Source organism: Parasphingomonas caseinilytica (assembly GCF_036663755.1).
Lineage (GTDB): Bacteria > Pseudomonadota > Alphaproteobacteria > Sphingomonadales > Sphingomonadaceae > Sphingomonas.
In genome coordinates, this window is the sequence record NZ_JAXOJL010000002.1 from 27676 (window position 1) to 52121 (window position 24446).

A 24446-nucleotide genomic window follows, 5' to 3' on the forward strand; every position below is an offset into this window, starting at 1 on the left:
GTTGATTCGCATCGACCCTCGCCGATTTAGATCGATTTTAATGATCATTGCAAATGATGTGGTTGCGACCGGGGTCTGTCTTGATGACTGAGACCAACCTGCTTCGCGCGATGTCGCAGTTGATCTTGGCTTATAGCCTGATCATCTTGTCGCAGCGGCAGCGCGAAAGGCCGCCCGGCATTCTGCGGACCTTGCAAGTGGGGATAAAGCGGGCTTGAATTGCACCAATGGTGTGACGAGAGCAGAATGGAGCGGGTTATCTCGAAGACACGCAAAACGATTACCATCACCGAGCGACAGAAGCTCGAGATCGACAACATTCGTCGGGAATTGATCGATGGCGAAGAGAGTGGCGAACCGGAAAAATTCGACTTCACGGCATTCAAGCATCGCAAGGCCGCGCAGCATGGCCGGCTATCGGCCTAACCCCAAAATTCATCGCGATCTTGAGGTGTAGTCATCGAAAGTGCCCGCTACCGATGATCGCAGCGAGACGAGGGCATCGGCGCACGCACGCAACGCAAGCACGCTAGCCCCGCATCACCTCACTTGCCCCAGCTGACCCTATCACCCTCGGCGATGCCCAGTTCGCCCGCAAGGCCGCCGTTGATCTCCAGCACCGCCGCCACCGGCTCGCCCGAGGGGATCGGGGCTTCGGAGAACGGCACGGCATTCTCGGCGATGCGCGCGATCGTGCCGTCGGCGCGGATGAAGATGATGTCGAGCGAACTCGGCGTATTCTTCATCCAGAAGTTCGCGTCGCGCGGCGGGCCGCCTTCGGCCGGATAGGGCGTGAAGATCATCCCCTCGGTCTTGGGGATGTTGGTGCGGAACATCAGGCCCTTTTCCTGCTCGGCCGGCGTCCTGGCGACCTCCACCTTGAAGGCGTGCACGCCGTTGGCGCTCTTCACCGTCAGCGCGATCTTGCCCGATTGGGGTTCGGCCGCCTTGGTCTTGGCCGTGTCGCCCAGCCCCGGAAAACCGCCGGTCGCGACCGCGATGCCGCCGGCGCCCGCTCCCAGCAGCAGCACGGCGGCCAGCACGCCTTTTGTCGTACCGATCATCAGCTATCCTTTTTCGACCTAGTCCCCGGCTTCCACGTCGACCGCCAAAGGACCTTTTTGTCCTTCGACGATCCGGGCCCGCAGGCGCTGGTCCGGCTCGACCTCGATCACGCCAGCGCGGCGCAGCGTTTCCATGTGGACGAATATATCCGCCGAATCGCTTTCACGCACGAGAAAACCATAGCCCTTCAGCCGGTTGAACCATTTGACGGTTACGTCTTCGAACGGTCCGGCGCGATCGATCAGTGCGGCGGGGTCGATCCGGTCACTCCCGCGCGCCCGCTGCGGCGGGTCCACCGCATCGGTCAGGTCGATCGCGACGATCTCGGTCGCCTGCAACCCGCGCTCTCTTTTGGTGGCATGGCATTGCACCCGCGCGCCCTCCGGCAGGCTACGCCGGCCGTGCGGCTGCAGTACCGAAAAGTGGATCAGGATATCGCCGACCTGCGGATCGTCGCCCACCAGGAACCCGAAGCCGCGCGTCACATCGAACCATTTGAGCGTGCCGGCATAAACCATGCCATCGGCCTCGTCGTCCGCGGCCGGCTGGTCGGTTACTGAATCAGGCCGGCCGTAATCACCCGGCGGCGTTTCGATACGCATGCGTTACGTCCCCCATTCCCCCTTAGCACGCTCGCGCTTCGGCGAAACACCTGATTATGGCCCTTTCCTATACAAATCCTATACCGACATCGAATTCTTCGCCCGGTGCCATGCCTGCGATGCGCCGCGCGAGCGAGAAATCATGGCCCGCGCGGATCATCGCGCCGATTTGCTTTTCGCGTACCGGCCGGTCGGCCTCGGTCAGCGCATACGGCCCGATCCGCTTCTTGCGCGCATAGGTGAGCGCGGCGCTGACGGCACGGTCCTCGATCGCCGGTGCCAGCGCCTCGGCATCCTCTTCGCCGATCCCGGCCTGACGCAGCGCTCCAGCCACACGGCGCTGGCCCAGCCCGCGCCGCGCCATCGCCGATGCCCGCGCCTCGCCGAAGGCGCGATCGTCGATATAGCCGAGCTCGGCGAATTTCTCGGCCAGCGCCGCCGGGTCCGCCGCGTCGCCCTCCCAGCCACGCTCGCGAATCTTGCGCTTCAGATAGTCCACCAGCCGCCCGCGCGTCGTCGCGAAACGCTCGACATAGCGCAGCGCCAGGCGATCCAGCGCGGCGTGATCCAGCGGCTTCGGCGTCCGTCTACGTTGTTCTCTCGTATCTCTCGTGACGGTGGGGCTGGCCATGTGCCATCATTGTGCCACAGTCGGAACGGATTTTGAACGCTTGGGCTGGTTAATCCAATACGCCTCCACAAGAGCGGCACCTTTGGCCGCCACCTAGGGCTCTCGAAGATGACGATGCATGTGTTGCAGAAGGACAATCAGGCGGCGGTGGCGATCATGCCCACGCCGACCGAAGATTCGTTGCCGCGCCGCTTCGCCGATTTCGAAACGCTGGGCGATGCGCTGGATTACGCCGCAACCGGATCGCGCGGCCTGAATTTCCACGATGCCCGCGGAACGCTCGTCCGCCCGTATCCCTTCACCGAGATGCGCGACGATGCGTTGCTCATGGCCCGCCGCCTGATCGCCGCCGGTGTCACGCCGCAGGACCGCATCGCACTGGTCGCCGAGACGGGCGCTGAATTCGCCGCTTTGTTCTTCGGCGTGATCTATGCCGGGGCCTGGCCGGTGCCGCTGCCGCTGCCCACCTCCTTCGGCGGCCGCGATTCTTATATCGAACAACTCCGCGTCCAGCTGTCGAGCTGCGATCCCACGATGCTCGTCTATCCGCCCGAACTCGCCGAAATGGCCGGCGAATCCGCGCGCATCGCCGGGGTCGAGGGCATCGACTGGTCCGAATTCGCCAAGCGCCCCGCGCCCGACGCCACCCTGCCCAAGGCGCGCAGCGAAGACGTCGCGTACCTGCAATATTCCAGCGGCTCCACGCGCTTCCCGCACGGCGTCGCGATCACGCACCACGCCCTTCTCAACAATCTCGCCGCACACAGCCACGGCATGGAAGTCGTCGACAGCGATCGCTGCGTGTCCTGGCTACCCTGGTATCACGACATGGGGCTGGTCGGCTGCTTCCTGTCGCCGGTCGCCAATCAGGTCTCGACCGATTATCTGAAGACCGAGGATTTTGCCCGCCGTCCGCTCGCCTGGCTCGATCTCATCAGCCGCAATACCGGCACGACGCTCAGCTATTCGCCGACCTTCGGCTACGACATCTGCGCGCGCCGCATCTCGACCCAGATCAAGGCCGGCGACCGCTTCGATCTGTCGCGCTGGCGCGTCGCCGGCAACGGTGCCGACATGATCCGTCCGGACGTGATGCAGAGCTTCGTCGATGCCTTCGCCGATGCCGGTTTCAAGGCAAGCGCCTTCCTGCCGAGCTACGGCCTCGCCGAAGCCACGCTCGCCGTGTCGATCATGCCGCCAGGTGAAGGCATCCGCGTCGAACTCGTCGAGGAAACGCAATTGTCCGGCGTCGCTGCCGGTCAGGGTCGCCCGCAGCGGTTCCGCGCCATCGTCAATTGCGGCAAGGCCGCGCGCGACATGAAGATCGAGATTCGCGAGGAAGACGGCACGCCGCTGCCGGAACGCGCGATCGGCAAGGTCTGGTGCACCGGACCGTCGCTGATGGTCGGCTATTTCCGCGACGACGCCGCCACCGCCGCCTGCATGGCCCCCGATGCCGACGGAAGCGTCTGGCTCGACACCGGCGACATGGGCTATCTGTCGGACGGCTACATTTACATCGTCGGCCGCGCCAAGGACATGATCATCGTCAACGGCCGCAACCATTGGCCGCAGGACATCGAATGGGCGGTCGAGCAATTGCCCGGCTTCAAGGCCGGCGACATCGCCGCATTCGCCATCACCACGCCGGGCGGCGAGGAAACCCCCGCCGTTCTGGTCCAGTGCCGCAGCAGCGACGACGCCGAACGCGTCCGCCTGCGCGAGGAAATCCGCGAGCGCGTCCGCTCGGTCACCGGTATGAACTGCGTGATCGAACTCATCCCCCCGCGCACCCTGCCGCGCACGTCGTCCGGCAAGCTGAGCCGCGCGAAAGCCCGCAATTTGTACCTCAGCGGCGACATCAAACCCTACGATCTGGCGGCCTGATTCCTCCTGCTCCCCTCCCTGGAAGGGGGGGTGGGGGTGGGTCGATATGGGGCTGGGATGGCGCTCCCCGAGAGCGACCCACCCCCGCCCCCTCCCTTCCAGGGAGGGGAGTAAGAGAAGGCCCCGCCCAGTAAATATTTCCCCCGCACCTCAAACCTCTAACGATATTCTAACCAACCGCGCCCTACCCTCGCGCCGTGAACACCAAGTCCGCCCCCCAGTTCGCCGCGCCTCGTATCGATGCGCGCGCGCTTCTCGGCCTTTACGATCCGGCGGACTCGACGGATTGGGGACCGATTCGCGCCGCGCAGCTCAATTCCGGCCGCCAGCTTGCTCTGTTCCTGCTCGCCGCCAACGTCTTCGGCGCGGCGATCGTCACGCTGATCCTCGCGCCGCTCGTGCCGCTCTGGCAGCTCGCCACCTGGGGTGCGCTCACCGCCGCCGTCGCGGCCACCGTCGCCTTCCGCCGACTGTCCTCGCGCCACCGCATCGAGAACAGCGCTTCGCTGCGCGACGTGCGCGCCACGGTGTTCGACGGCATCGCGCTCGCGATCATCTGGTCCGTCCCGCCGCTCGCGTTCGCGCTCAGGATCAATGCCACCGCCGCATTGGGCCTGTGGATCGTGCTGTCGATCCTCATGGCCTCCTCCGCCATCGCCATGGCCGCGCTCCCGCTCGCGACGATCAGCTTCCTCGGCATCCTTGGCCTCTCGATCGCCGCGATGCTCTGGTCGGTCGATGGCCCCTTGTTCGCCGCCGCCACCCTGTTCTTCTCCACCCTGCTCATGGTCGGCTGCTTCGCGCGGGGTCGCGCGCTGGTGCTGATCCGCGCCGGAGAGATCGCACTCGCCGAACGCGACGAGACCGTCAGCATGTTGCTGCGCGAATTCGAGGAAACCGGTGCCGACTGGTTGTGGGAAACCGACGCCCAGCGCCGCATCGCCCGCGCCTCCCCACGCTTCGCCTTTTCGGTTGGGCTGGATCCGATCACCATCAACGGCATGCCGTTCCTGCAACTATTGGCGGGAGCGACGTGGGAAGAGGGCAATTTCACCCCGGCCTTGCGCACGCTCGCCGAGAAACTGAAGGCGCGCGAGGCGTTCCGCGATCTGCTTCTCCCGATCACCGTCCGGGGCGAGGAACGCTGGTGGGAAATCGCCGCCTCCCCCCGCTACGACGAACGCGGCGCGTTCATCGGCTTTCGCGGCGTCGGCTCCGACGTCACCGAACAGCGCGCTTCGGCCGACAAGATCAACAAGATGGCGCGCTTCGATACGCTCACCGGCCTGCCCAACCGCCTGTTGATCCACGAAACGCTCGGCCGCGCCATGGCCGAGGCCGACAAATGGGGCAGTCGCTGCGCCTTCATGATGATCGATCTCGATCGCTTCAAGGCGATCAATGACACGCTCGGCCACCCGATCGGCGACCGACTGCTCGGCCGCGTGTCCGAACGGCTCGGTCAGCTCATCACGGATAACGAGATGATCGGCCGCCTCGGCGGCGACGAATTCGCCGTCGTGGTGCGCGACGCCAGCGATTCCGCCCGCGTCGAAAAGCTCGCCCGCGCGATCATCGAAACCCTGTCCCGCCCCTACGAACTCGATGCCCACACCCTGTTCATCGGTGCCAGCATCGGCATCGCCACCGGCCCACGCGACGGGCGCACGGCGGAGATGCTGATCCGCTCGGCCGATCTCGCATTGTACCGGTCGAAGGATGCCGGCGGCGGCACCTATCATTCCTACGAACCTCAGCTTCACGTCGCGGCGGAGGAACGCCGCGTCCTCGAAATGGCCTTGCGTCAGGCGCTGAAGAACGGCGAGATGCACCTCAATTATCAGCCGGTCGTCGCCGCCGACACCGGCGGGCTGACCGGGTTCGAGGCGTTGCTCCGCTGGACGCACCCGCAGCTCGGCACCATCTCCCCCGTCAAGTTCATCCCGCTCGCCGAGGATGCGCGCATGATCGCGCCGATCGGCGAATGGGTCCTGCGCACCGCCTGCGACGAAGCCGCGCGCTGGACCAATCCGGTGCGCGTCGCGGTCAACGTCTCGCCCGAACAGCTGCACAACCCCGCCTTCGTCACGATCGTCGCCTCGGCGCTCGCGAACAGCGGCCTGCCCGCCGAGCGGCTCGAACTCGAAGTGACCGAAAGCGTGTTCATGAAGGAAGGCACCTGCGCCACGCAGGTGCTGGAGAAGATCCTCGATCTCGGCGTGCGCCTCAGCCTCGACGATTTCGGCACCGGCTATTCCTCGCTCGGCTATCTCAGCCGCACGCGCTTCTCCTCGATCAAGATCGACCGCAGCTTCGTCACCCAGGCATCGAAGGGCGTGCGCGAGGCGATCGCGATCATCCGCGCCGTCGTCGCGCTGGCGCAGAGCCTTGACATGGCGACCACGGCGGAGGGCGTCGAAACCGAGGCCGAACACCGCATGGTCCAGGACCTCGGCTGCACCAAGGTCCAGGGCTATTATTTCGGCCGCCCCCTCCCGGTCGAGGAAGCCCGCGCCCTCGCCAATCGCGGCTACGACTCAGCGGCCGCGGCCTGATTTCAGCGACGCAAATCGACATCGCCGCTTGAGAACGCCGCCAGTTGCGCTCGATCGACCGTGGCGGCGTCCCCCCTCTGGCTATGTTTCAAACAGGTCAGCGTAAGCCCGGCGGCGGCGGCCCGATCGATCGTCTCGCCGGTCAGCAGGGCGTGCAACACGCCGGCGGCGAAGGCGTCGCCCGCGCCGATGCGATCGACGATGCCCTCGATCGCCTGTGTCGGCGTGGTCACCACGCGTGTCGGAGTATCGATCCGCGCGGAGAGCAGATTGCGTTCGACCGTTTCCGCCCGACGCGTCGTCGATGCGATCAGCCTGAGCTGAGGGAAGGCCGCGAACACCGCCTCGGCCGCCGTCCGGCTTCGCGCCGCATCGTCATCGAAGCTCGTTCCCAGGATCAGGGCGGCATCGCGATGATCGCCGAAGAAGATATCGGCCTGGCCCAGCACGGCGCGGAGCAGGACCGCCGGATCGTCCTTGCGATCGCGCCACAATTGCGGGCGGAAATTGCCGTCGAACGACACCAGCACACCCATCGCCCGCGCCGTCGCGACCGCCGCCAGCACCGCATCCGCCGACGCCTGCCCCACCGCCAGCGAAATGCCCGACACATGCAGCAGATCGGCACCGGCCAGCGCCACCGACCAGTCGGTATCGGCCCAGTCGGTCGCCGCGAACACGCTGGCTGCGCGATCGTAGAGGATCGTCGTGGGCCGCAAGGATGCGCCCGTCGCGGCGAAATACAGCCCGATCCGGCCATCCCGCCGCCGCACATGATCGATCCCCACGCCCCGCGCGCGCAAATGCGTCAGCGCGCGCTCGCCCATCGCTTCGCCCGGCAGCGCGGTGACCATCTCCGCCCGGTGCCCGAGCCACGCCAGCGCCGCCGCGACATTGGCCTCGGCCCCGCCGACATGCAGATCGAGCGCGGTCGCGAAGGCGAGGTCGTCCTGCGCCTGCGTCGCCAACCGGACGAGCATCTCGCCGAAACATACGACATGCGCGGCACTGCGCGGCGGAAAGATCGTATCTTCGGTCATGGTCAGCCCTTGGTCGGTGTCGTCGGGGTCCGGGCGATGAACGCTGGCGCCGGTATGGCGATCGACGCCCCCGTGGCGCGCAGGCGGCCATCCGCCGCGATCGCGAACGCCGCCACGTTCCCCGAACGCTGGTTGGCGACCAGCAGACGCCCGGCCTCCTCGATCAGCAGGAAGAAGCGCGGCCATGTCCCGCCGGTCGAGACGTGTTCGATCGGATCGAGCCGCCCGTCCGGCGCGACCGCGAACACCGCGATGCTGTCATGCCCGCGATTGGAAACGTACAGGCGATCGCCGGCGCGATTGATCGCGATCTCGGCGGGATAGTTCGTGCCGGTGAAATCGGCCGGCAGCGTCGATACGGTCTGGCGCGCAGCGAACCGCCCGGCACCCGCGCTGTCCAGCACCGTCACCTCGCTGCGAAGTTCGCTCAGCAGGAACGCCTGCGGACGATGCGGATGGAAATTCATGTGGCGCGGGCCGGTGCCCGGCGGCGCGCGATACGACACGACCGGCTGGCCGATCCCGCTCTTCAGATCATAACCGAACACCGCATCGGCCCCGAGATCGACCGCATGCAGCCAGCGGCCATCCGGGCTGAACCCGACCCAATGCACATGCGTGCCGCGCTGCCGTGCGTTCGGGCCGGATCCGATATGGTTGCGAACCACCGGAGGCCCCGCCAGCGCACCGCTCACCGGATCCACGCCGATCACCGCCACGCTACCCGCAGTGTAATGCGCGACGGCGATCCGGCGCTGGCGCTGATCGATCGCGATATGGCAGGGATCGGCCCCGCCGGTGGCCATCGCCCCGCTCCACGCCGGATCGCCCGGGCGATAGGCCGCGACCGTTCCCGCACTCTGTTCATCGATCAGGTAATGGCAATCGTGGCGCGGATTATACGCCCCGAACGACGCATTCGCATAAGCCGGAAGCGGCGTGCCGAGCGTCAGGCTTTCGGCGGCGGGATCGTAGGACAAAGGATACAGCCCGCCGCCGCCTTCCCCCTGATAGGTGCCGACGATCAACCGCACTACGGAATCGCGCGGGCCGGCGGCGGCAAGCGGCGCGGCCAGCACGGCGGCCGCCCCTATCCCGATCACACCGCGTCGCGTGACGCCGCAATCGATCGCCATCAGCCCAGCACCACGGACAGCGCCAGCGTGAAGCCCAGGGCAAGGACCGAGATCAAGGTTTCGCATACCGTCCAGGTCTTTAGCGTATCGGCGATCGACAGTCCGAAATACTGCTTCACCAGCCAGAAACCGCCGTCGTTCACGTGGCTCAACACCAGCGATCCCGCCCCCGTCGTCAGCACCAGCAGTTCCGGCCGCGTGCCCGCCACCGCCTTGGCCAGCGGTGCGACGATGCCCGATGCGGTCGCCATCGCCACCGTCGCGGAGCCCGTCGCCACGCGCAGCATCGCCGCGACCAGCCAGCCGAGCAGCAGCACCGGGACGTGCACCGTGCCGGCCTGCGCGATGATCGCATCGGAGACGCCGCCGTCCATCAGGATCCGCCCGAAGCCCGCCCCGGCCCCGACGATCAGCGTGATGCCGGCGGTCGGCCCGAGGCATTCGTTGCAGAAGCGCAGGATCGTCTCGCGATCGAACCCGCGCGCGAAGCCGAACGTCCAGAAGCTGAGCAACACCGCCAGCAGCATAGCGACGACCGAATTGCCGATCAGCTTCAACGCGCCATGAATAACCGTGCCGGGGGCCGCGAACAGTTCGGCGGAGCTGCCGAGCAGCATCAGCCCGACCGGCAGCAGCAGCGTCAGCACGGTGATCCCGAACCCGGGCGCCCCGCCCGCCGGCATCCGCGCTGCGGCCACCGGTGCCTCGCCACCGATCGCGACGGGTTCGCTTGCCTGCACATAGGGCGCGATGATCCGGGTGAAGAGCGGCCCGGCGATGATCGCAGTCGGCACGCCGACGATGATCGCAAACAGGATCGTCTGGCCGATATCCGCCCCATAGGCAGTGACGGCGAGCAAGGCGGCGGGATGCGGCGGGACGAGGCCGTGGACCACCGACAGGCCTGCCGCCATCGGCAACCCGGCCTTGATCAACGGCGTGCCGGTCTGCCGCGCCACGGTGAACACGATCGGCACGAGCAGCACGAACCCGACCTCGAAGAACACCGGCAGCCCGACGAGGAAGGCGATCGTCATCATCGCCCAGTCGATCCGCTTCGGCCCGAACGCGGCGACCAAAGTATCGGCGATGCGGGTCGCCCCGCCGGACTCGACCATCATCTTGCCAAGCATCGTGCCCAGCGCGACGACGAGCGCGAGATGCCCGAGCGTATTGCCGACGCCCGCCTCGAACGCCTTCACCACGCCGGCCGGCGGCATGCCGATCGCCAGCGCGAGCAGCAGCGACACCAGCACCAAGGCGATGAAGGGATTGAGCCTGACCCACGCGATCAGCGCGATCAGCGCGACCACGGCGATCGTGCCGTAAACGATCAGCAGCGATCCCGTGACCGGCTCCATGCGGTCAGCCCTTCTTCCAGGCGACGCAGTCCACCTCGACCTTGCAGTCGACCACCATCTGCGACACCACGCAGGCGCGGGCCGGCGGGTTGGCGCCGAAATATTCCATGAACACGCGGTTGAACGACATGAAGTCGCGCGGATCGTCGATCCATACGCCGCAGCGCACGACGTCTTCCGGGCCGTATCCCGCCTCGGCCAGGATCGCGAGCACGTTGCGGATCGCCTGATGCGATTGCGCGACGATGCCGCCTTCGATGATCTCGCCATCGACCATCGGCACCTGCCCCGAGACGAACAGCCAGCCATCGGCGGCCACCGCGCGCGCGAACGGCAGATGCTGGCCGCCGGTGCCCTTGCCGCCCTCGACGCCGAAGCGCTTCAGTCCATTGGTCTCGGTCCCATTAGTCTGGGTCATTGCATTGTCTCCTGATAGGATGGGGTTGAACGGGGAGAGCGCGGCAGGAAATGGCCCGCGCGGTCTCCGGTGGCCACGCCACGATCCAGCGACAGCACGCCGTTGACCCACACGCCGACGATGCCGCGCGCCGCCTGCATCGGATCCTCGAACGTCGCGGCATCGCCGACCGTCTCGGGATCGAACAATACGAGATCGGCGGCATGGCCTTCGCGGACATAGCCGCGCCCGGTGAGCCGGAAGCGATCCGCCGACAGGCCGGTCATCTTGCGCACCGCCGTCGCCAGCGGGAACAGACCGCAATCGCGCGCATAATGGCCCAATACTCGGGGAAAGGCGCCCCACAGCCTCGGATGGGGCCGCGGATCGTTGGGCAGGCCGTCCGATCCGATCATCGTCGCGGGGTGCGCCAGAATACGTTCGACGTCGCGGTCGGCCATGCAATGATAGACCGCACCCGCCGGCTGCAACCGCCGCGCCGCCGCCAGCAGATCCACGTCCCAATCGGCGGCGATGTCCAACAGCATCCGCCCCGCCTGCCCCGGCTCGGGATCGGACCAGGTGATCAGGATCGGCGTTTCCGGCACGACCTGCTTCAAATCCAGCGTCGAGGCGCTGGCGGTATAAGGATAGCAGTCGCACCCCACCGGAGACTCCGCCCCGGCCCGCTCGATCGCCGCCAGCACTTCGGCGCTACGGCCATGATTGTCCGCGCCGGCGCATTTCAGATGGGAGACGACCACCGGGCTGGCGGCCTGCTTGCCGATCGCGAACGCCTCGTCCAGCGCATCGAGGATGCCGGCGGTCTCGTCACGCAGATGCGTGGCGTAGATGCCGCCGGCATCGGCCAGCACACCGGCCAACGCCTGTACCTCGTCCGTCGGCGCGGCATGGGCATTGGCATAGGCAAGGCCGGTCGACAGGCCGATCGCTCCGGCATCGAGCGCCGCGGCCAGATCGCCGCGCATCGCCGTGATCTCGTCTGCGGTGGCCGAGCGATCGAAACGATCCATATGCGCCGATCGCAGGGCGGTATGGCCGACCAGAGCGGCCACGTTCACCGCGGGCCGCGCCGCATCGATCCCAGCGCGGTAGCTGGCGAAATCGGCATAGCGAAACTCCTCCGCCGCGCCGAGCAGGTTCATCGGATCGGGCGGCGTCGTTCCCGGCGTCAGCACCCCGGCACCCGCGCTGATCCCGCAATTGCCGACGATCACCGTCGTCACGCCCTGCGACAATTTCTCGATCATCTGCGGGCGCGCGATCGCAGCCAGATCGTCATGCGTGTGGACGTCGATGAAGCCAGGCGCCAGCACCAGACCGTCGCCCGCGACCCTGGTCCGGCCGGACAGCGTATGCGGCGGCGCGATCAGCGTGATCACGCCGGCCTCGATCCCTATATCGGCGGGATAGCTGGGATTGCCCGATCCATCATGAACGGTCGCACCGGCAATCACCAGATCCGCATCCACCGCGCGATCCGACATCTTACGAAGCCCCTTTCTCGGATATGTATTAGATTGGTCTATCCCAGATAAGCAATATACCATACCAAATTACTTATTTCTCAGCGATCGGGAACGGCGATGAATGCGAACCTCTTCGAAGACGTGCTGGCCAAGGGCAATGCGGTCGGGGCGAAAGCCTCTGCGCACGGAGGCGAGGATGTCCAAATCCATGTCCTGGCCGGCGATGTGTCCATGCCGGTCGCAATCCTGCTTGAATCGCGGATCGCCCACAACCTGCGTTGGATGCAGGAATTCGTCGATGCCTACGGCCTGAACCTCGCGCCGCACGGCAAGACGACGATGGCCCCTTCGCTGTTCCGACGGCAGCTCGATGCCGGCGCGTGGGGCATCACCGTAGCGACCGCGCATCAGGCGCAGGTCGCCGCCGCACATGGCGTACGGCGGATTCTGATCGCCAATCAGGTCGTCGGACGCGGCAATCTGGCGATCCTGGCGGGGCTGTCCGGCGACGCTGAAACGACGATCTTCTGCCTGGTCGATTCGGTCGCCGGGGTCGAACAACTCGCCGCCGCGATGCGCGAACACGGTGCGGCAATCGACGTGCTGCTCGAACTCGCGCCGACCCCCGATCAGGGCGGATACCGCACCGGCGTGCGCGATGCAGCGGAACAGGCGGCGGTGCTCGCGGCGATCGCCGCGGCAGGCCCTTACGTCCGGCTGGCGGGGATCGAACTCTATGAAGGCGTGCTGGCCGACGAAGCGGAAATCCGCACGTTCCTGCGCCGCGCCGTGCAAACGGTCGCCGATATCGCCCGGGATGGCGGCTTCGCCCGCACGCCGGCGATCCTGTCCGGCGCGGGATCGGCTTGGTACGATATCGTCGCCGAGGAATTCGCCCGCGCACCCATCGAACCACCGCTCGAAACTGTCCTCCGCCCCGGCTGCTACCTCAGCCACGATGCCGGCCTCTATCGCACCGCGCAGGATCGGATCCTCGCAAGCAATCCGATCGCGGCGCGCATGCGTGAAGGACTGCTCCCCGCGCTACAGATCTGGGCCTGCGTCCAGTCCCGCCCCGACCCGAAACGGGCGGTCGTCGCGATGGGTAAGCGCGACGTCGCGTTCGACGCGGGGCTGCCCATGCCCCGGCTGCATTTCCGCCCCGGCCGCGACACGACACCGGTCGCCGCGCCCGCCACCTGGACGATCGACGGGCTGATGGATCAGCATGCCTATATGTCGGTGGCGGGGGACGATGACGTGCAGGTCGGCGACCTGCTCGGCTTCGACGTATCGCACCCATGCCTCACGTTCGACAAATGGCGGCAATTACTCATGGTCGACGATGCGTATCGCGGCATCGACGTGGTGAAGACGTTTTTCTGATCTCACCGGGCAGCGCCACAAGCCCGATCGCATCGCGACGCCTCCCCACTGTTGAACGGCGCTTTGGTATCGTCCATAATGGACAAATAATCTGAGAAATAGCGACGAAGCGTGCCATTTTGTCGATGAAGCGCAATGTGAGCGCTATCATGCAGTCCAATGATGTGTTTCTTATGACCAATTGGTTCAGACGATCCTGAGGCGCACCGGCAACGTAAAAATATACGTGCCACGGCCGACGGGCAAAAGGGGAAGAGACGATGGCATTGCGATATCTTGTATCCACTCTGGCGCTGGCGACCAGCCTGGCCACGATCTCCCCGGCATTCGCGCAGACCGCGCCCGCGAACGATGCGATGCAGCCGACGCTCGGCGACGACAAGGCGACGCAGGACGATGCCGCGGCGTCCGACGAGATCATGGTCACCGGCACCCGCCTCAACCGCCCGAACCTGAAATCCGCCAGCCCGATCCTCACCATCACCGCCGCCGACATCAAGGCACAGGGCGCGCTGAACCTCGAAGAGGTGACGAACCGCCTGGGCCAGGTCCAGCCGGATGCGCAGCAGAATTATCAGCAGAGCAACGGCCAGCAGCGCGGCGCAAAGCTGCGCGGGCTGGACTTCAACCGCACCCTGTCGCTCCTCAATGGTCAGCGCATCGCGGGCGCGGAGTCGGTCGATATCAACCTCATCCCGACCTCGCTGGTCGAGCGTATCGACATCCTGACCGGCGGCGCATCCTCGGTCTATGGTTCGGACGCGGTCGCCGGCGTGGTGAACTACATCACCAAGAAGGATTTCACCGGCCTCCAACTGACGGCCAATTACAGCTTCTACAATCACACCAATCGCGACAACGCGTCCACGCCGGTCGCAAGGGCGTTCGGCATCACCACGCCCACCGGCAACACCAGCGACGGCGGCCGTGCCGATCTCATCGCCACCTTCGGCCACAACTTCCTCGAAGACCGGCTCAACATCTCGGTCTTCGGCGAATATCGCCATGCCGACGGCGTCACCTTCGCCGAGCGTGATTCCTCGGGCTGCCAGCTCCGGCGCGACACCGGCAACCCGCTCCGGGTCAACAATCTGATCTGCGGCGGCACCAGCCAGGGGCCGAACGGCACGTTGTCGATCAACGGCCAGAACTATTCCAACCTCCCCGGCAGCCCCGGCACCTTCGTCCTGGCATCGACGCTTCCCCAGTATCAGAACCAGGCGCAACGCTTCGCCGCGCGCCCGTACGAACGCTACAATGCCGGCGGCTTCGTCAACTTCAAGGCATCGCCGGCGGCGGAGATTTCCGCCAGCCTGCTCTACCTGCGCGACAAGTCCTACAACCGGCTGTTCGGCCCCTATATCCAGGGCGGCACGTACCAGATCAATTGCAACAACCCCTTCCTGTCCGCCTCGCAGGCCCAGACGATCTGCGGCGCCAACGCCGGCAGCACCACCGTCACCGTGCCCGTCGGTGTCAATTACGGCTTCCCGGGTCTGGCGGGCGATCGTGATCGGGAAACGTTCACCAACACGCAGACGCGCGCCTCGCTCGGCGTCCGTGGCGAGATCGCCGAGGGCTGGCACTATGACGTCGCCGGCGTCTACGATCAAAGCCGTCAATTGTGGCAGCCGGGCGGCAACAACGTCACCGCCAACGTCCAGCGGGCGCTGGATGTCGTGAACGTCAACGGCGTGCCGACCTGCCGCTCGGTGGTCAACGGCACCGATCCGGCCTGCGTTCCGCTCAACATATTCACGGCCAACAATCCGGGCAGCGCGGCGCTCAGCAACTATCTGTTCAACGCCGGATTGGGCCGCAGCGATTTGCGCGCCAAATTCTGGGATGCCACCGCCAATCTGACCGCCGACTTCACCCGCTACGGCATCCGCTCGCCGTTCGCCGAACAGGGTCTCGCGGTGGCGGTCGGTGCCGAATATCGCAAGATGCAGGAGAGTGAGACGCGCAACCAGCGCTTCCTCGACGTCTATGGCGGCGTCGCCAACCGTTTCGCCAAACAGGACGTGGTCGAAGGCAATATCGAAGCGCAATTGCCGCTGCTCCAGAACGTTTCGTTCGCGAAGCTGTTGCAGGTCAACGGCGGCTATCGCCTGTCGAAATACAGCACCAATTCGCAGACCTTCAACACATGGAAGATCGAGGGCGTCTATTCGCCGACCCCCGACATCGAATTCCGCTACAGCAGGAACCGCGCCGCACGCGCACCGGGCCTCCGCGAAGCCGATCAGACGGTCGGATACCAAAACGCCACGATCATCGATCCCTGCGCGAGCATCAGCGGTGTCGCACCCCGGGCCAGCCTCGCCGCATGTCGCCTGACCGGGCTTCCCGACAATCTCTATGGCAACGCGCTCTTGCCCGGCACCACCGTGAATGGCGTCACCAGCATACGATGCATCGACGACGTCTGCCGTCAGCGGAACAACGGCGTCCAGATCAATCCGGAAGATGCGCGCACCGAGACGTTCGGTGTGGTGTTGACGCCGCAGTTCATCCCGAACTTCAGCTTCTCGGTCGACCGGTACAAAATCCAGGTCAACAACGTGATCAACTACAGCTCCGCAGCTGATGCCGTGGATGGCTGCGCCCGGACCGGGGAAGCCTATTATTGCAGTCGCCTTGTGCGCGATCCGGTAACCCACCAGCTAAACGGCAGCGGCACGACGTCCGGCTATATTCAGAGCGGCAACCAGAACCAGTACCGCCTCTACACAAGCGGGTACGACTTCCAGGCGCACTATTCAGCGTCGCTGGGCGGGACTGCGGGCAATATCGACTTTCTGATCAACGGTACGCTGACGACGGATAGTGGCGCTCAGGCTGCACCCTATTTGCCCCGGACCAACTGCGTCGGATATTTCGGCGGAGCATGCACGCAGCCCATGCCGCGTTGGGTGCACAACTTCCGCTCCACCTACACGACCAACGATGGTGTTTTCTCCACCTCGGTCGCATGGCGCTATATCGAGGCCGTCACCGCGGCGCAGAACAGTGGCCTAGCTGCGCTGGGTTCTACGTCCACCTCCACCGTGACCGATTTCACGCGAATTCCAGCCTATAACTACTTCGATTTGGCCGTGGGTTTGCACATTGCCAAGCGCTTCAGGCTGAACGCATCGGTCAACAACATCTTTGACCGCCAGCAACCCATCATAACCAACAGCTATGATTCCGGGATCCTGTCGCGCGGCAACACGATCCCGCAGCGCTACGACACGTTCGGTCGCACGATCACCATCGGGGTGACCACCAACTTCTGATCGGTCCTTTCGCCGATCCGAGCGTCGCTGCTCGCAAGCTCTTCCCCTGGAGCTTGCGGGCGGCGATTTTTTTGTGCCCGCATCATGCTGCGCGCCAGATCACCGCCCAACAAAAAAGGCCCGTGCCGCTTGCCCGTCGGGCGGCGGCACGGGCCTTTCCTTGGCCGGGCTTATTTCGCGGCGAAGGCGCCGATCTCGGTGATGGCGATCATCGGCTTGGCGTTTGCGACGATCGGGAAGGCGAAGCGCAGGAAGCGCGCGGAGACGACCGCGTCGAAGCGGATCCGGTTGGTCTGCCGCGCATTGGCGATGTTGGCGAACTCGCCCTCCTTCACCGGCGTCCAGCTCTTCCCGTCCAGGCTCGATTCCAGCACGAAGCGTCCCGGCGGCCCCGAATTGTCGGCGAAATCGCGCGACGGCGTCAGCGTGAAGCCCGACATCCGCTCCACCCGCCCGAGATCGAGCGTCAGCCCGCCCGGAGGCGCACAGCGCCACGGCGTGGTCGCATCATCGTCCAGGACCGCTTCGGCTCCCGGCGCGCTGGCCGTGACCACGCGCCATGCCGACCGATCGACCAAAGCCGGATTCTTCGACCGAAGGTGCGGCACGGCCTTCGGCGCGACGCTGCGGAACAGCGCGATCCCGCTGATCGCCGGGCACACCGGCGCTTCGAGAATGCGCAGCCGCACGCGACGTGCGGTGACCGGGGCGGGCAGACGGATGATCCGTTGCGCGCTGATGCATTCCTTGTTGGCGACCTCGCGCCAGCCCTTCCCTTCGTCGATATCGACCGCGAACCGCGTCACGCGCACGCCGAGCGGCAGATATTCGCTGATCCGGATCAGGTCGAACGTCCGCCCCGGCGGCAGATCGAGCGTCAGCGACGGAGTCGTCACCCCGTCCGGCGCACTCCAATAGGTATCGGGGTTGCCATCCAGCACACGGGCAGCGGCGAACTTCGCCCCCCGCTCGGCCGAGGCATGCGCCACCGCGCCTTGCGCCAGATCGGTCTTGAACGTCGCGCGAATGCCGTCGCCGAATGCGGTGAGCGATGCGACATCGGCCTCGGGGATGATCCCGCGCGTATCCGGCGGAATGTTGAGCAGGAAATTGGTCCCGCGCCCGACGGATTCGTCGTACATCTTGGTCAATTCGGCCGGCGATTTGACCTGCGCATCCTCGTCCGGGTGATAGAACCAGCCCGGCCGGATCGATACGTTGGTTTCGGCCGGCCACCACAATTCGGCACCGCGCACGCCGAAATGCCCGGCATGATCCTCGTATAATTTGTTCGGCATCGTCGGCCAGCACGGATCGCCGGCATAGCCATCCTCGTTGGCCACCCAGCGCAGGTCTGCGCCGAGCGGATCGAAGGTGCAGGCCATCGGCTGCAATTTGTGGACCAGCGCCACCATCGACGGCCAGTTGTAATAAGGGACGGCATCGATCTTGCGGCGTTCGCGCGCGCCGCCATAATAACCATCACCGCCATTCGCGCCGTCGAACCACACTTCGAACAGATCGCCGTAATTGGTGCACAGATCGGTCAGCTGCGCGCGGAAATAGTCGATATAGGCCGGCTTGCCGTAATCGGGATGGTTGCGATCCCAAGGCGACAGATAGACGCCGAACGGAATGCCGCCGCGGCGACACGCATCGGCCAGTTCGCGGACGATATTGCCCTTGCCGTTCTTGTAGGGGCTGTTCTTGATCGAATGCTCGGTGCCCGGCGAAGGCCACAGGCAGAAGCCGTCATGATGCTTGGTGGTCAGGATCAGACCGTCGAGATTCCCCGCCTTGGCCGCCGCGACGATCTGGTCGGGATCGAAGCCGGTCGGGTTGAACAGCTTGGGGTCCTCGTCGCCATACCCCCATTCCTTGTCGGTGAAGGTGTTCACCGTGAAATGCACGAAGCCGTACATCAGCCGCCGATGCCAGGCGACCTGACGCTTGGACGGCAACGCACCCCAGGGCTGTGGCGCGCCCGCCGTCGCGGTCGTGCGGCCCAGCGCCGGGCCTGCGACGGCTCCCGCAACCGTTGCCGTGGCCGTTCCGGCGACGAGCGCGCGGCGGCTGATTTCGAGCGTCATGAGCAATGCCTTTTCATCGGGAGGGAAACAACGCCTGACCGCCATTGGGGATGCCCGACGGCGACAGCGATCGATCTGCAAAGGTCCATAGTTGGTCTCTAAAAAACAATACCACTTCATGCTGGCATTTTTTGTTGCGCGATGCCAGCATCATTGCCGACCGAAGATCAGCAAAATGGTCGAAAAGGGCAATTCCGCATGGCCGCCATGAAAAGAAACCGTCACGCCATCGCGCTGACACCGTTGGCCGCCATGCTCTCGGTCACTGCACTACCCGCTGCCGCCCGCTCGGTCTCCGCTCCGGCGCTGATACCCCTGCCCGCCGAGATGACGATCGGGCGCGGCGCGATCCGTATCGCGAGCGGCGACCGGATCGGCATTCCGGCAAACGATCCGGCGGCCGAACGCGCTACGCAGCAGGCGATAGATCTCCTCGCCAAACTCGGCGGCCCGAAACTGACGATCGATACCGGCGGCAAGGGCAGGATCACCCTGTCACGCACCCCCACCGTAACGGGCGGCGCAGAGGCCTATCGGCTGGACGTGACGGCAAACGGCATCGCGATCGATGCCGCCGACGATGCCGGGCTACGCCACAGCACGATGACGTTGGTCCAGCTGCTGACGCCCGCCGGGGCCGGCACCGGCGCTTCGGTATCCGTGCCGCAACTCGCGATCCGCGACCGGCCACGCTTCGCCTGGCGCGGCGTGATGCTCGATGTCGCGCGGCACATGCAGCCGGTGGCGGAGATCAGAACCGTCATCGACATGATGGCGCAGCACAAACTCAACACGCTGCAACTTCATCTCACCGACGACCAAGGCTGGCGGATGGAGATCAAGCGCTATCCGAAACTAACCGCGATCGGCGCATGGCGCAACGCGCCCGTCACCGGCAGCCCGACCGAGGGCGCTCGTTACGGCGGCTTCTACACGCAGGACGAATTGCGCGGTCTCGTCGCCTATGCCGCCGATCGCGGCATCACGATCGTCCCCGAGATCGACATGCCCGGCCACGCCCAGGCGGCGATCGCCGCATACCCCGAGATCGGCGTGTTCGGCGACACACCGGTCGTGTCGCCGGATTGGGGCATCAACCCCTATCTGTTCGGCGTGCACGACCAGAGCTTCGCGCTGATCGAAGGCGTGCTGGACGAGGTGATGGCAGTGTTCCCCTCCACCTTCATCCATGTCGGCGGCGACGAGGCGCTGAAGCATCAATGGCAGGAATCGCCCGCCGTGCAGGCGAAGATGCGCGCGCTGAACATTCCGGACGAAGAGCATCTGCAAAGCTGGTTCATCGACCGGCTGGGCAAATACCTCACCGCGCACGGCCGCAAGCTGATCGGCTGGGACGAGATCCTCGAAGGCGGCCTGCCCGCCTCCGCCTCGGTCATGTCCTGGCGCGGCGAGGCGGGCGCGATCGCGGCGGCGAATGCGGGCCATGACGTGGTGCTGTCGCCCGGCCCGGTGCTGTATTTCGACAATCTGCAAAGTGCGCGCGGCGATGAACAGCCGGGCCGCGTGCAGGGCATGACGCCGCTGGAAAAGGTCTATGCCTATGATCCGATGCCCGGCGCCATCGCCGCCGACAAGGCACATCATGTGCTCGGCGCGCAGGCCAATCTGTGGGCCGAATATATCGTGACGCCGACGGAAGCCGAACATGCGCTGTTCCCCCGCGTCGATGCGCTGGCGGAGATCGCCTGGTCGCCGAAGGACAAGCGCGACTGGAAGGGCTTCCTCACCCGGCTCGAACCGCAGATGACGCGCTATGCCAAACAGTCCGTCGCGGTCGCCGACAGCGCCTTCGCGGTGGATTTCGCCGTCGCCAAGCCGCTCGACACGGTATTGCGCGACAAGAAGGCGGCGGTCGCTTTGTCGAACCAGGCCGGCCACGGCACGATCACCTTCACCACCGACGGCAGCGCCCCCACCCCGAAATCACGCCGCTACACTCAACCGCTGACGGCACCGTTCGGCACGACGATCCGCGCCCGCAGCTTCGCCGCCGACGGCACAGCGCTGGCCGCCACGCGCAGCTTCGATGCGACCCCCACGGCCCTGCTGACCCGCGACAATGCCGCGCTGGCGATCTGCCCCGGCGCGGGCATCCGCCTCCGCCTGCCGCTCACCCCCGATCAGGTCGCCGGGCCGGCCTATAGCGTCAACATCTACGACACCTGCTGGACCTACGCCCAGGCCCCGGTGGCGCAGATCGATCGCATCGACGTGATGGTCGGGAGGCTGGCGCGCAATTTCGCACTGCGCGAACCGCAGCGCCGCACGGTGAAATGGCGCTACAACGCCACCCGGCACGGCACTCTGGTGGTGCATTTGGACAAATGCGACGGCCCGATCGTCGCCAGCGCGGCGATCCCCGATCCCGCCACCAGCGCGAACCGCCTGACACTGTCGAGTGCGATCACCCTGCCACCCGGCATCACCGGCGTGCACGAACTGTGCCTGACCACCAACCCGCCCGAGAACGGCCCGATCTACGCGATCGAAAGCGTCGCCCTTCACCCAAAGGACGATTGAGGCGGCGTAAAAATCCGGATGCTCGCGTTTGGACCTCGCTTGCTCTTGCTCCGGTGCGCCCATCGCGCTAGATGCGCAAACCGCACAGGGGTGTAGCTCAGTTGGTTAGAGCGTCGGTCTCCAAAACCGAAGGCCGTCGGTTCGAGTCCGACCTCCCCTGCCACTCTCGTCAAACGGCGGTTGCGACCGCTGGCTTGCGTCACCGCATCACATAGACATCGTAACTCTCGTCGCTGATCGTCGGCCCGAACGACGCGATCCGCGTCGTCGCAGCCCGAAACGCGCGCACCTGTTCTGGGGTGATCGCGAAGCTGCCGATATAGCCTTGGTCAATGACGACCGCAGGGGCCGCCTGATCGAGCCGGTATTGCAACACCGCCACCACCGGGACGCCGTAACGCGCGTGCAATTGCCGCATCGTCGTCGTCATGTCGCCTAGGGAAATTGTCTTGATCGTGCTCTTATTGATGGGAGATATCGTGCCGAACCGTGCGCTACGAACAAAATACAATCGGTTGGTGGTGTAGTACGGCATCGATTCAAGTATCGGATCGGCGTTAGCAATAAGGATCGCCCGGCGGTCTAGTCCATGAATGTGCAATACAGCGGCCAAATCGCGCGACCGACTTTCAGGTAAATTATTAATTGAAGCCTTGAGATACGCGACGGTGCTGATCAGTTGTAATACCAGCAACAGCGCGAACAGAACGCGCCCGATCTTCTCCGGCATGGCGAGCGTCGCGGTCTGACTCCGCCATTGTCCACCGCGCCCGAGCGCGACCAGCCAATACATCACGATCAGATAAACCAGATAGAGCGACTGGTGGCGGTAGCCCCCGGGATAAACAACGTAGAAAAACGCCTGGAACACCGCGATCACGGCGAACGATGACAGGAACGCGCCTGGCGAGCGGATCAAGCCGAACGGTGCGCCGATCAGCGCCAGTGCAAGCACCGGTGCCATCCACGACTGGCCGTTGAAGAAGTAAGGCATCATGTCTGGAAACGCTTGTGCCGGCAAAAGCAATGCGTGGACGATGTCGGTTGGTCCAACACCCCCGGGATGCACGTTCACCGCTGCATCATTGACGGGTGGATAGATCGTAATCGCGCACAGTGCCGCGCCCACCGCTGCGATTCCCGCGTTGACCGCGAACGTCGTCACCCTCGGGGTCCAGCTCCAGCCGTCTTCGGACAGCAGTTCGATGGCCCAGAACAGCAGCAATGCCGCCGCCAGAAACGCCGAATGCACGTTGGTATTGCACAACAAAAACAGCAGCAGCCCAAGCATCACGCCCGAATCGCGATGCTTGGTGTAGCGATCCGCGATCACGAACAGCAGCAGCATGCTGATCCCGTAATTGCGCGCCATGACGGTATATTCGAACACGAAAAACGCGCCGAACAGGATCGATGCGATCCGCAACGGCGAGAAAGGCGATCTCATGACCAGCATAGCGGCCGCGCCGAAACCAACGATCCCCGCCATTACCGGCAACACCTCGCGCACCGGTACGAGATCGTGGGCAGCACGCAGCAGAAGATACCATAGTCCCGGATGCCCGTCGCCCTGCACCCCACGCAGCATCGCGACCCAGGAGTCGCCGTTCAGCGCCAGCGAAAGCGCGCGCACTTCGTCGCGCCAGAACACATGGTGCCAAATGAGGTAGCCCGACACCGCAGACCACAAGACCAGAAGCGCCAGCCGCTGCGGCAAATCCTGCCGGCGCTCGTCCCCCACCAGGTCATGCGTCATGCTCTTCAGCCCCCAAAAAGCTTATCGCGTTAATATTTAAGGCTTAATTCTTAGCCAAAAGTTAACCCTCTCCTTTAAGTTTAATGTTCCGATCAGCCATTCATCCCCACCCTTAGACGGCAAGCCGAGGATTATGGAGGAGACGCCACGCCCGGCTGACTTTAACCATCTTCGCGAGCCGGTTCCGCGTCGCCCGGCGCGACTATGAAGGTGCCGAATAAGCATCCGACCCCCACGCCCCCACCCCAGCTTGCCATCGCGCACACGAATCGCTAGATGCAGCGCCCATCCGACAGCGAGGATGAGACGGCGCCGGTTCTACCAAGAACCGGGCGGCGGCCTCTGCCCCGTTGACGGGCTTTTCTAGAAACGGATTTACAGCACAGTGGCGAAAACGACCCCGATCGAGTTCATCCGCCAGGTTCAGGCCGAGACCAAGAAGGTCGTGTGGCCGACGCGCAAGGAAACGATCATGACCGGCGTCATGGTGATGATCATGACCACGCTGCTCGCGGTGTTCTTCTTCGGCGTGGACAAGATCTTCCACGCGCTGGTCACGCTGCTGCTGTCGCTCGCTGCCAAGGGTTGAGATCATGTCGCGCTGGTACATCATTCATGCCTATTCGGGTTTCGAGGGCAAAGTCCGCGATTCGATCATGGCCGAGGCGACCCGGATGGGCCTCGAACAACTCGTCGAGCAGATCGAAGTCCCGACCGAGACCGTGACGGAAGCCCGCCGCGGCAAGAAGATCGCGGTCGAGCGCAAGTTCATGCCGGGCTATGTGCTCGCCAAGCTGAACATGAACGACGACGTCTATCACCTCGTCAAGAATACGCCGAAGGTCACCGGCTTCCTCGGCAGCATGGGCAAGCCCCAGCCGATCAGCGAAGCCGAAGCCGCGCGCATGCTGAACAGCAAGGAAGAAGCCGCCGCCGCGCCGAAGCAGAAGATGAAGGTCGATTACGAGATCGGCGATTCGGTGAAGGTGCTGGACGGCCCGTTCGCCAGCTTCAACGGCATCGTCGAAGAACTCGATTTCGACCGCAGCCGCGTCAAGGTCTCGGTCTCGATCTTCGGCCGTGCTACGCCGGTTGAGCTGGAATTTGAGCAAGTCGAGCGAGCTAAATAAGGCCAAGCCTTATTTAGCGATCGCATACATTTAGCGAAGCTAAATGTAAGACGACGCTAGACCGGCCGGCGGGTCGCTTCAGCGAACCCGTCCGACGA

The 24446-nt window shown here is 65.0% G+C and carries 19 protein-coding genes and 1 tRNA gene; 10 read left to right on the forward strand and 10 right to left on the reverse strand.

Annotation, left to right across the window (positions count from 1 at the left end; genetic code table 11):
- Positions 1–83: 83 nt before the first annotated feature.
- Both U1738_RS06625 and U1738_RS06630 read left to right on the forward strand, forming a co-directional pair.
- Complete coding sequence (locus tag U1738_RS06625) at positions 84–218, forward strand: hypothetical protein (protein WP_332788265.1); 135 nt, start codon at positions 84–86, stop codon at positions 216–218.
- 28 nt (positions 219–246) lie between these two features.
- Complete coding sequence (locus U1738_RS06630) at positions 247–426, forward strand: type II toxin-antitoxin system ParD family antitoxin (protein ID WP_332788266.1); 180 nt, start codon at positions 247–249, stop codon at positions 424–426.
- A 119-nt stretch (positions 427–545) separates the two neighbouring features.
- Here the strand turns inward: U1738_RS06630 and U1738_RS06635 are convergent, their stop codons facing one another.
- From U1738_RS06635 to U1738_RS06645, 3 genes are all read right to left on the reverse strand, one after another.
- Positions 546–1064 (reverse strand): DUF192 domain-containing protein, encoded by a 519-nt coding sequence (locus U1738_RS06635; RefSeq protein WP_332788267.1) that lies wholly within the window; start codon positions 1062–1064, stop codon positions 546–548.
- Between the two features lie 18 nt (positions 1065–1082).
- Positions 1083–1667 (reverse strand): cold-shock protein, encoded by a 585-nt coding sequence (locus U1738_RS06640; protein WP_443026988.1) that lies wholly within the window; start codon positions 1665–1667, stop codon positions 1083–1085.
- Positions 1668–1734: 67 nt separating this feature from the next.
- Positions 1735–2298, reverse strand: coding sequence for a regulatory protein RecX (locus U1738_RS06645; protein WP_332788268.1), 564 nt, complete (start codon positions 2296–2298; stop codon positions 1735–1737).
- A 108-nt stretch (positions 2299–2406) separates the two neighbouring features.
- Here U1738_RS06645 and U1738_RS06650 point away from each other — a divergent pair, with 108 nt between their 5' ends.
- Both U1738_RS06650 and U1738_RS06655 read left to right on the forward strand, forming a co-directional pair.
- Positions 2407–4185 (forward strand): fatty acyl-AMP ligase, encoded by a 1779-nt coding sequence (locus U1738_RS06650; protein WP_332788269.1) that lies wholly within the window; start codon positions 2407–2409, stop codon positions 4183–4185.
- 197 nt (positions 4186–4382) lie between these two features.
- Positions 4383–6740, forward strand: coding sequence for a putative bifunctional diguanylate cyclase/phosphodiesterase (locus U1738_RS06655; RefSeq protein WP_332788270.1), 2358 nt, complete (start codon positions 4383–4385; stop codon positions 6738–6740).
- A 2-nt stretch (positions 6741–6742) separates the two neighbouring features.
- Here the strand turns inward: U1738_RS06655 and U1738_RS06660 are convergent, their stop codons facing one another.
- Genes U1738_RS06660 through U1738_RS06680 form a run of 5 tightly spaced genes read right to left on the reverse strand, consistent with a single transcriptional unit; the run spans position 6743 to position 12182 of the window.
- The gene (locus U1738_RS06660) at positions 6743–7780 is read right to left on the reverse strand and encodes a sugar kinase (RefSeq protein WP_332788271.1); all 1038 of its coding nucleotides are present in this window, start codon (positions 7778–7780) and stop codon (positions 6743–6745) included.
- 2 nt (positions 7781–7782) lie between these two features.
- A complete protein-coding gene (locus U1738_RS06665; RefSeq protein WP_332788272.1) occupies positions 7783–8916 on the reverse strand; it encodes a lactonase family protein in 1134 nt (377 codons plus the stop codon).
- Positions 8916–10277, reverse strand: a complete 1362-nt coding sequence (locus U1738_RS06670; protein WP_332788273.1) for a GntT/GntP/DsdX family permease — start codon at positions 10275–10277, stop codon at positions 8916–8918. The genes U1738_RS06665 and U1738_RS06670 overlap by 1 nt, the downstream gene beginning before the upstream one ends.
- A 4-nt stretch (positions 10278–10281) precedes the next feature.
- Positions 10282–10695, reverse strand: a complete 414-nt coding sequence (locus tag U1738_RS06675) for a RidA family protein (protein WP_332788274.1) — start codon at positions 10693–10695, stop codon at positions 10282–10284.
- Positions 10692–12182: an N-acyl-D-amino-acid deacylase family protein gene (locus U1738_RS06680; protein ID WP_332788275.1), complete on the reverse strand. Its 1491-nt coding sequence runs from the start codon at positions 12180–12182 to the stop codon at positions 10692–10694. The genes U1738_RS06675 and U1738_RS06680 overlap by 4 nt, the downstream gene beginning before the upstream one ends.
- Before the next feature lie 99 nt (positions 12183–12281).
- Between U1738_RS06680 and U1738_RS06685 the strand changes: the two genes are divergently transcribed.
- Positions 12282–13550 (forward strand): alanine racemase, encoded by a 1269-nt coding sequence (locus U1738_RS06685; RefSeq protein ID WP_332788276.1) that lies wholly within the window; start codon positions 12282–12284, stop codon positions 13548–13550.
- A 260-nt stretch (positions 13551–13810) separates the two neighbouring features.
- Positions 13811–16831 carry a TonB-dependent receptor domain-containing protein gene (locus tag U1738_RS06690; RefSeq protein WP_332788277.1) on the forward strand — a complete coding sequence of 1007 codons (3021 nt, stop codon included), beginning with the start codon at positions 13811–13813 and terminating at the stop codon, positions 16829–16831.
- A gap of 170 nt (positions 16832–17001) precedes the next feature.
- On the opposite strand, the gene U1738_RS06695 is transcribed toward U1738_RS06690, so the two are convergent.
- The gene (locus U1738_RS06695; RefSeq protein ID WP_332788278.1) at positions 17002–18921 is read right to left on the reverse strand and encodes an alpha-L-fucosidase; all 1920 of its coding nucleotides are present in this window, start codon (positions 18919–18921) and stop codon (positions 17002–17004) included.
- A gap of 198 nt (positions 18922–19119) precedes the next feature.
- Between U1738_RS06695 and U1738_RS06700 the strand changes: the two genes are divergently transcribed.
- Positions 19120–21462, forward strand: coding sequence for a family 20 glycosylhydrolase (locus U1738_RS06700; RefSeq protein WP_332788279.1), 2343 nt, complete (start codon positions 19120–19122; stop codon positions 21460–21462).
- A gap of 86 nt (positions 21463–21548) precedes the next feature.
- A tRNA-Trp gene (locus tag U1738_RS06705) sits at positions 21549–21625 on the forward strand.
- A 36-nt stretch (positions 21626–21661) separates the two neighbouring features.
- Here U1738_RS06705 and U1738_RS06710 read toward each other — a convergent pair.
- Positions 21662–23218, reverse strand: a complete 1557-nt coding sequence (locus U1738_RS06710) for a glycosyltransferase family protein (protein ID WP_332788280.1) — start codon at positions 23216–23218, stop codon at positions 21662–21664.
- A gap of 385 nt (positions 23219–23603) precedes the next feature.
- On the opposite strand from U1738_RS06710, the gene secE reads away from it, so the two are divergent.
- Both secE and nusG read left to right on the forward strand, forming a co-directional pair.
- Entirely contained in the window at positions 23604–23807 is a 204-nt protein-coding gene (gene secE, locus U1738_RS06715) for a preprotein translocase subunit SecE (protein WP_295666778.1), read from the forward strand.
- Positions 23808–23811: 4 nt separating this feature from the next.
- A complete protein-coding gene (gene nusG / locus U1738_RS06720) occupies positions 23812–24348 on the forward strand; it encodes a transcription termination/antitermination protein NusG (protein ID WP_055781586.1) in 537 nt (178 codons plus the stop codon).
- Positions 24349–24446 lie beyond the last annotated feature (98 nt).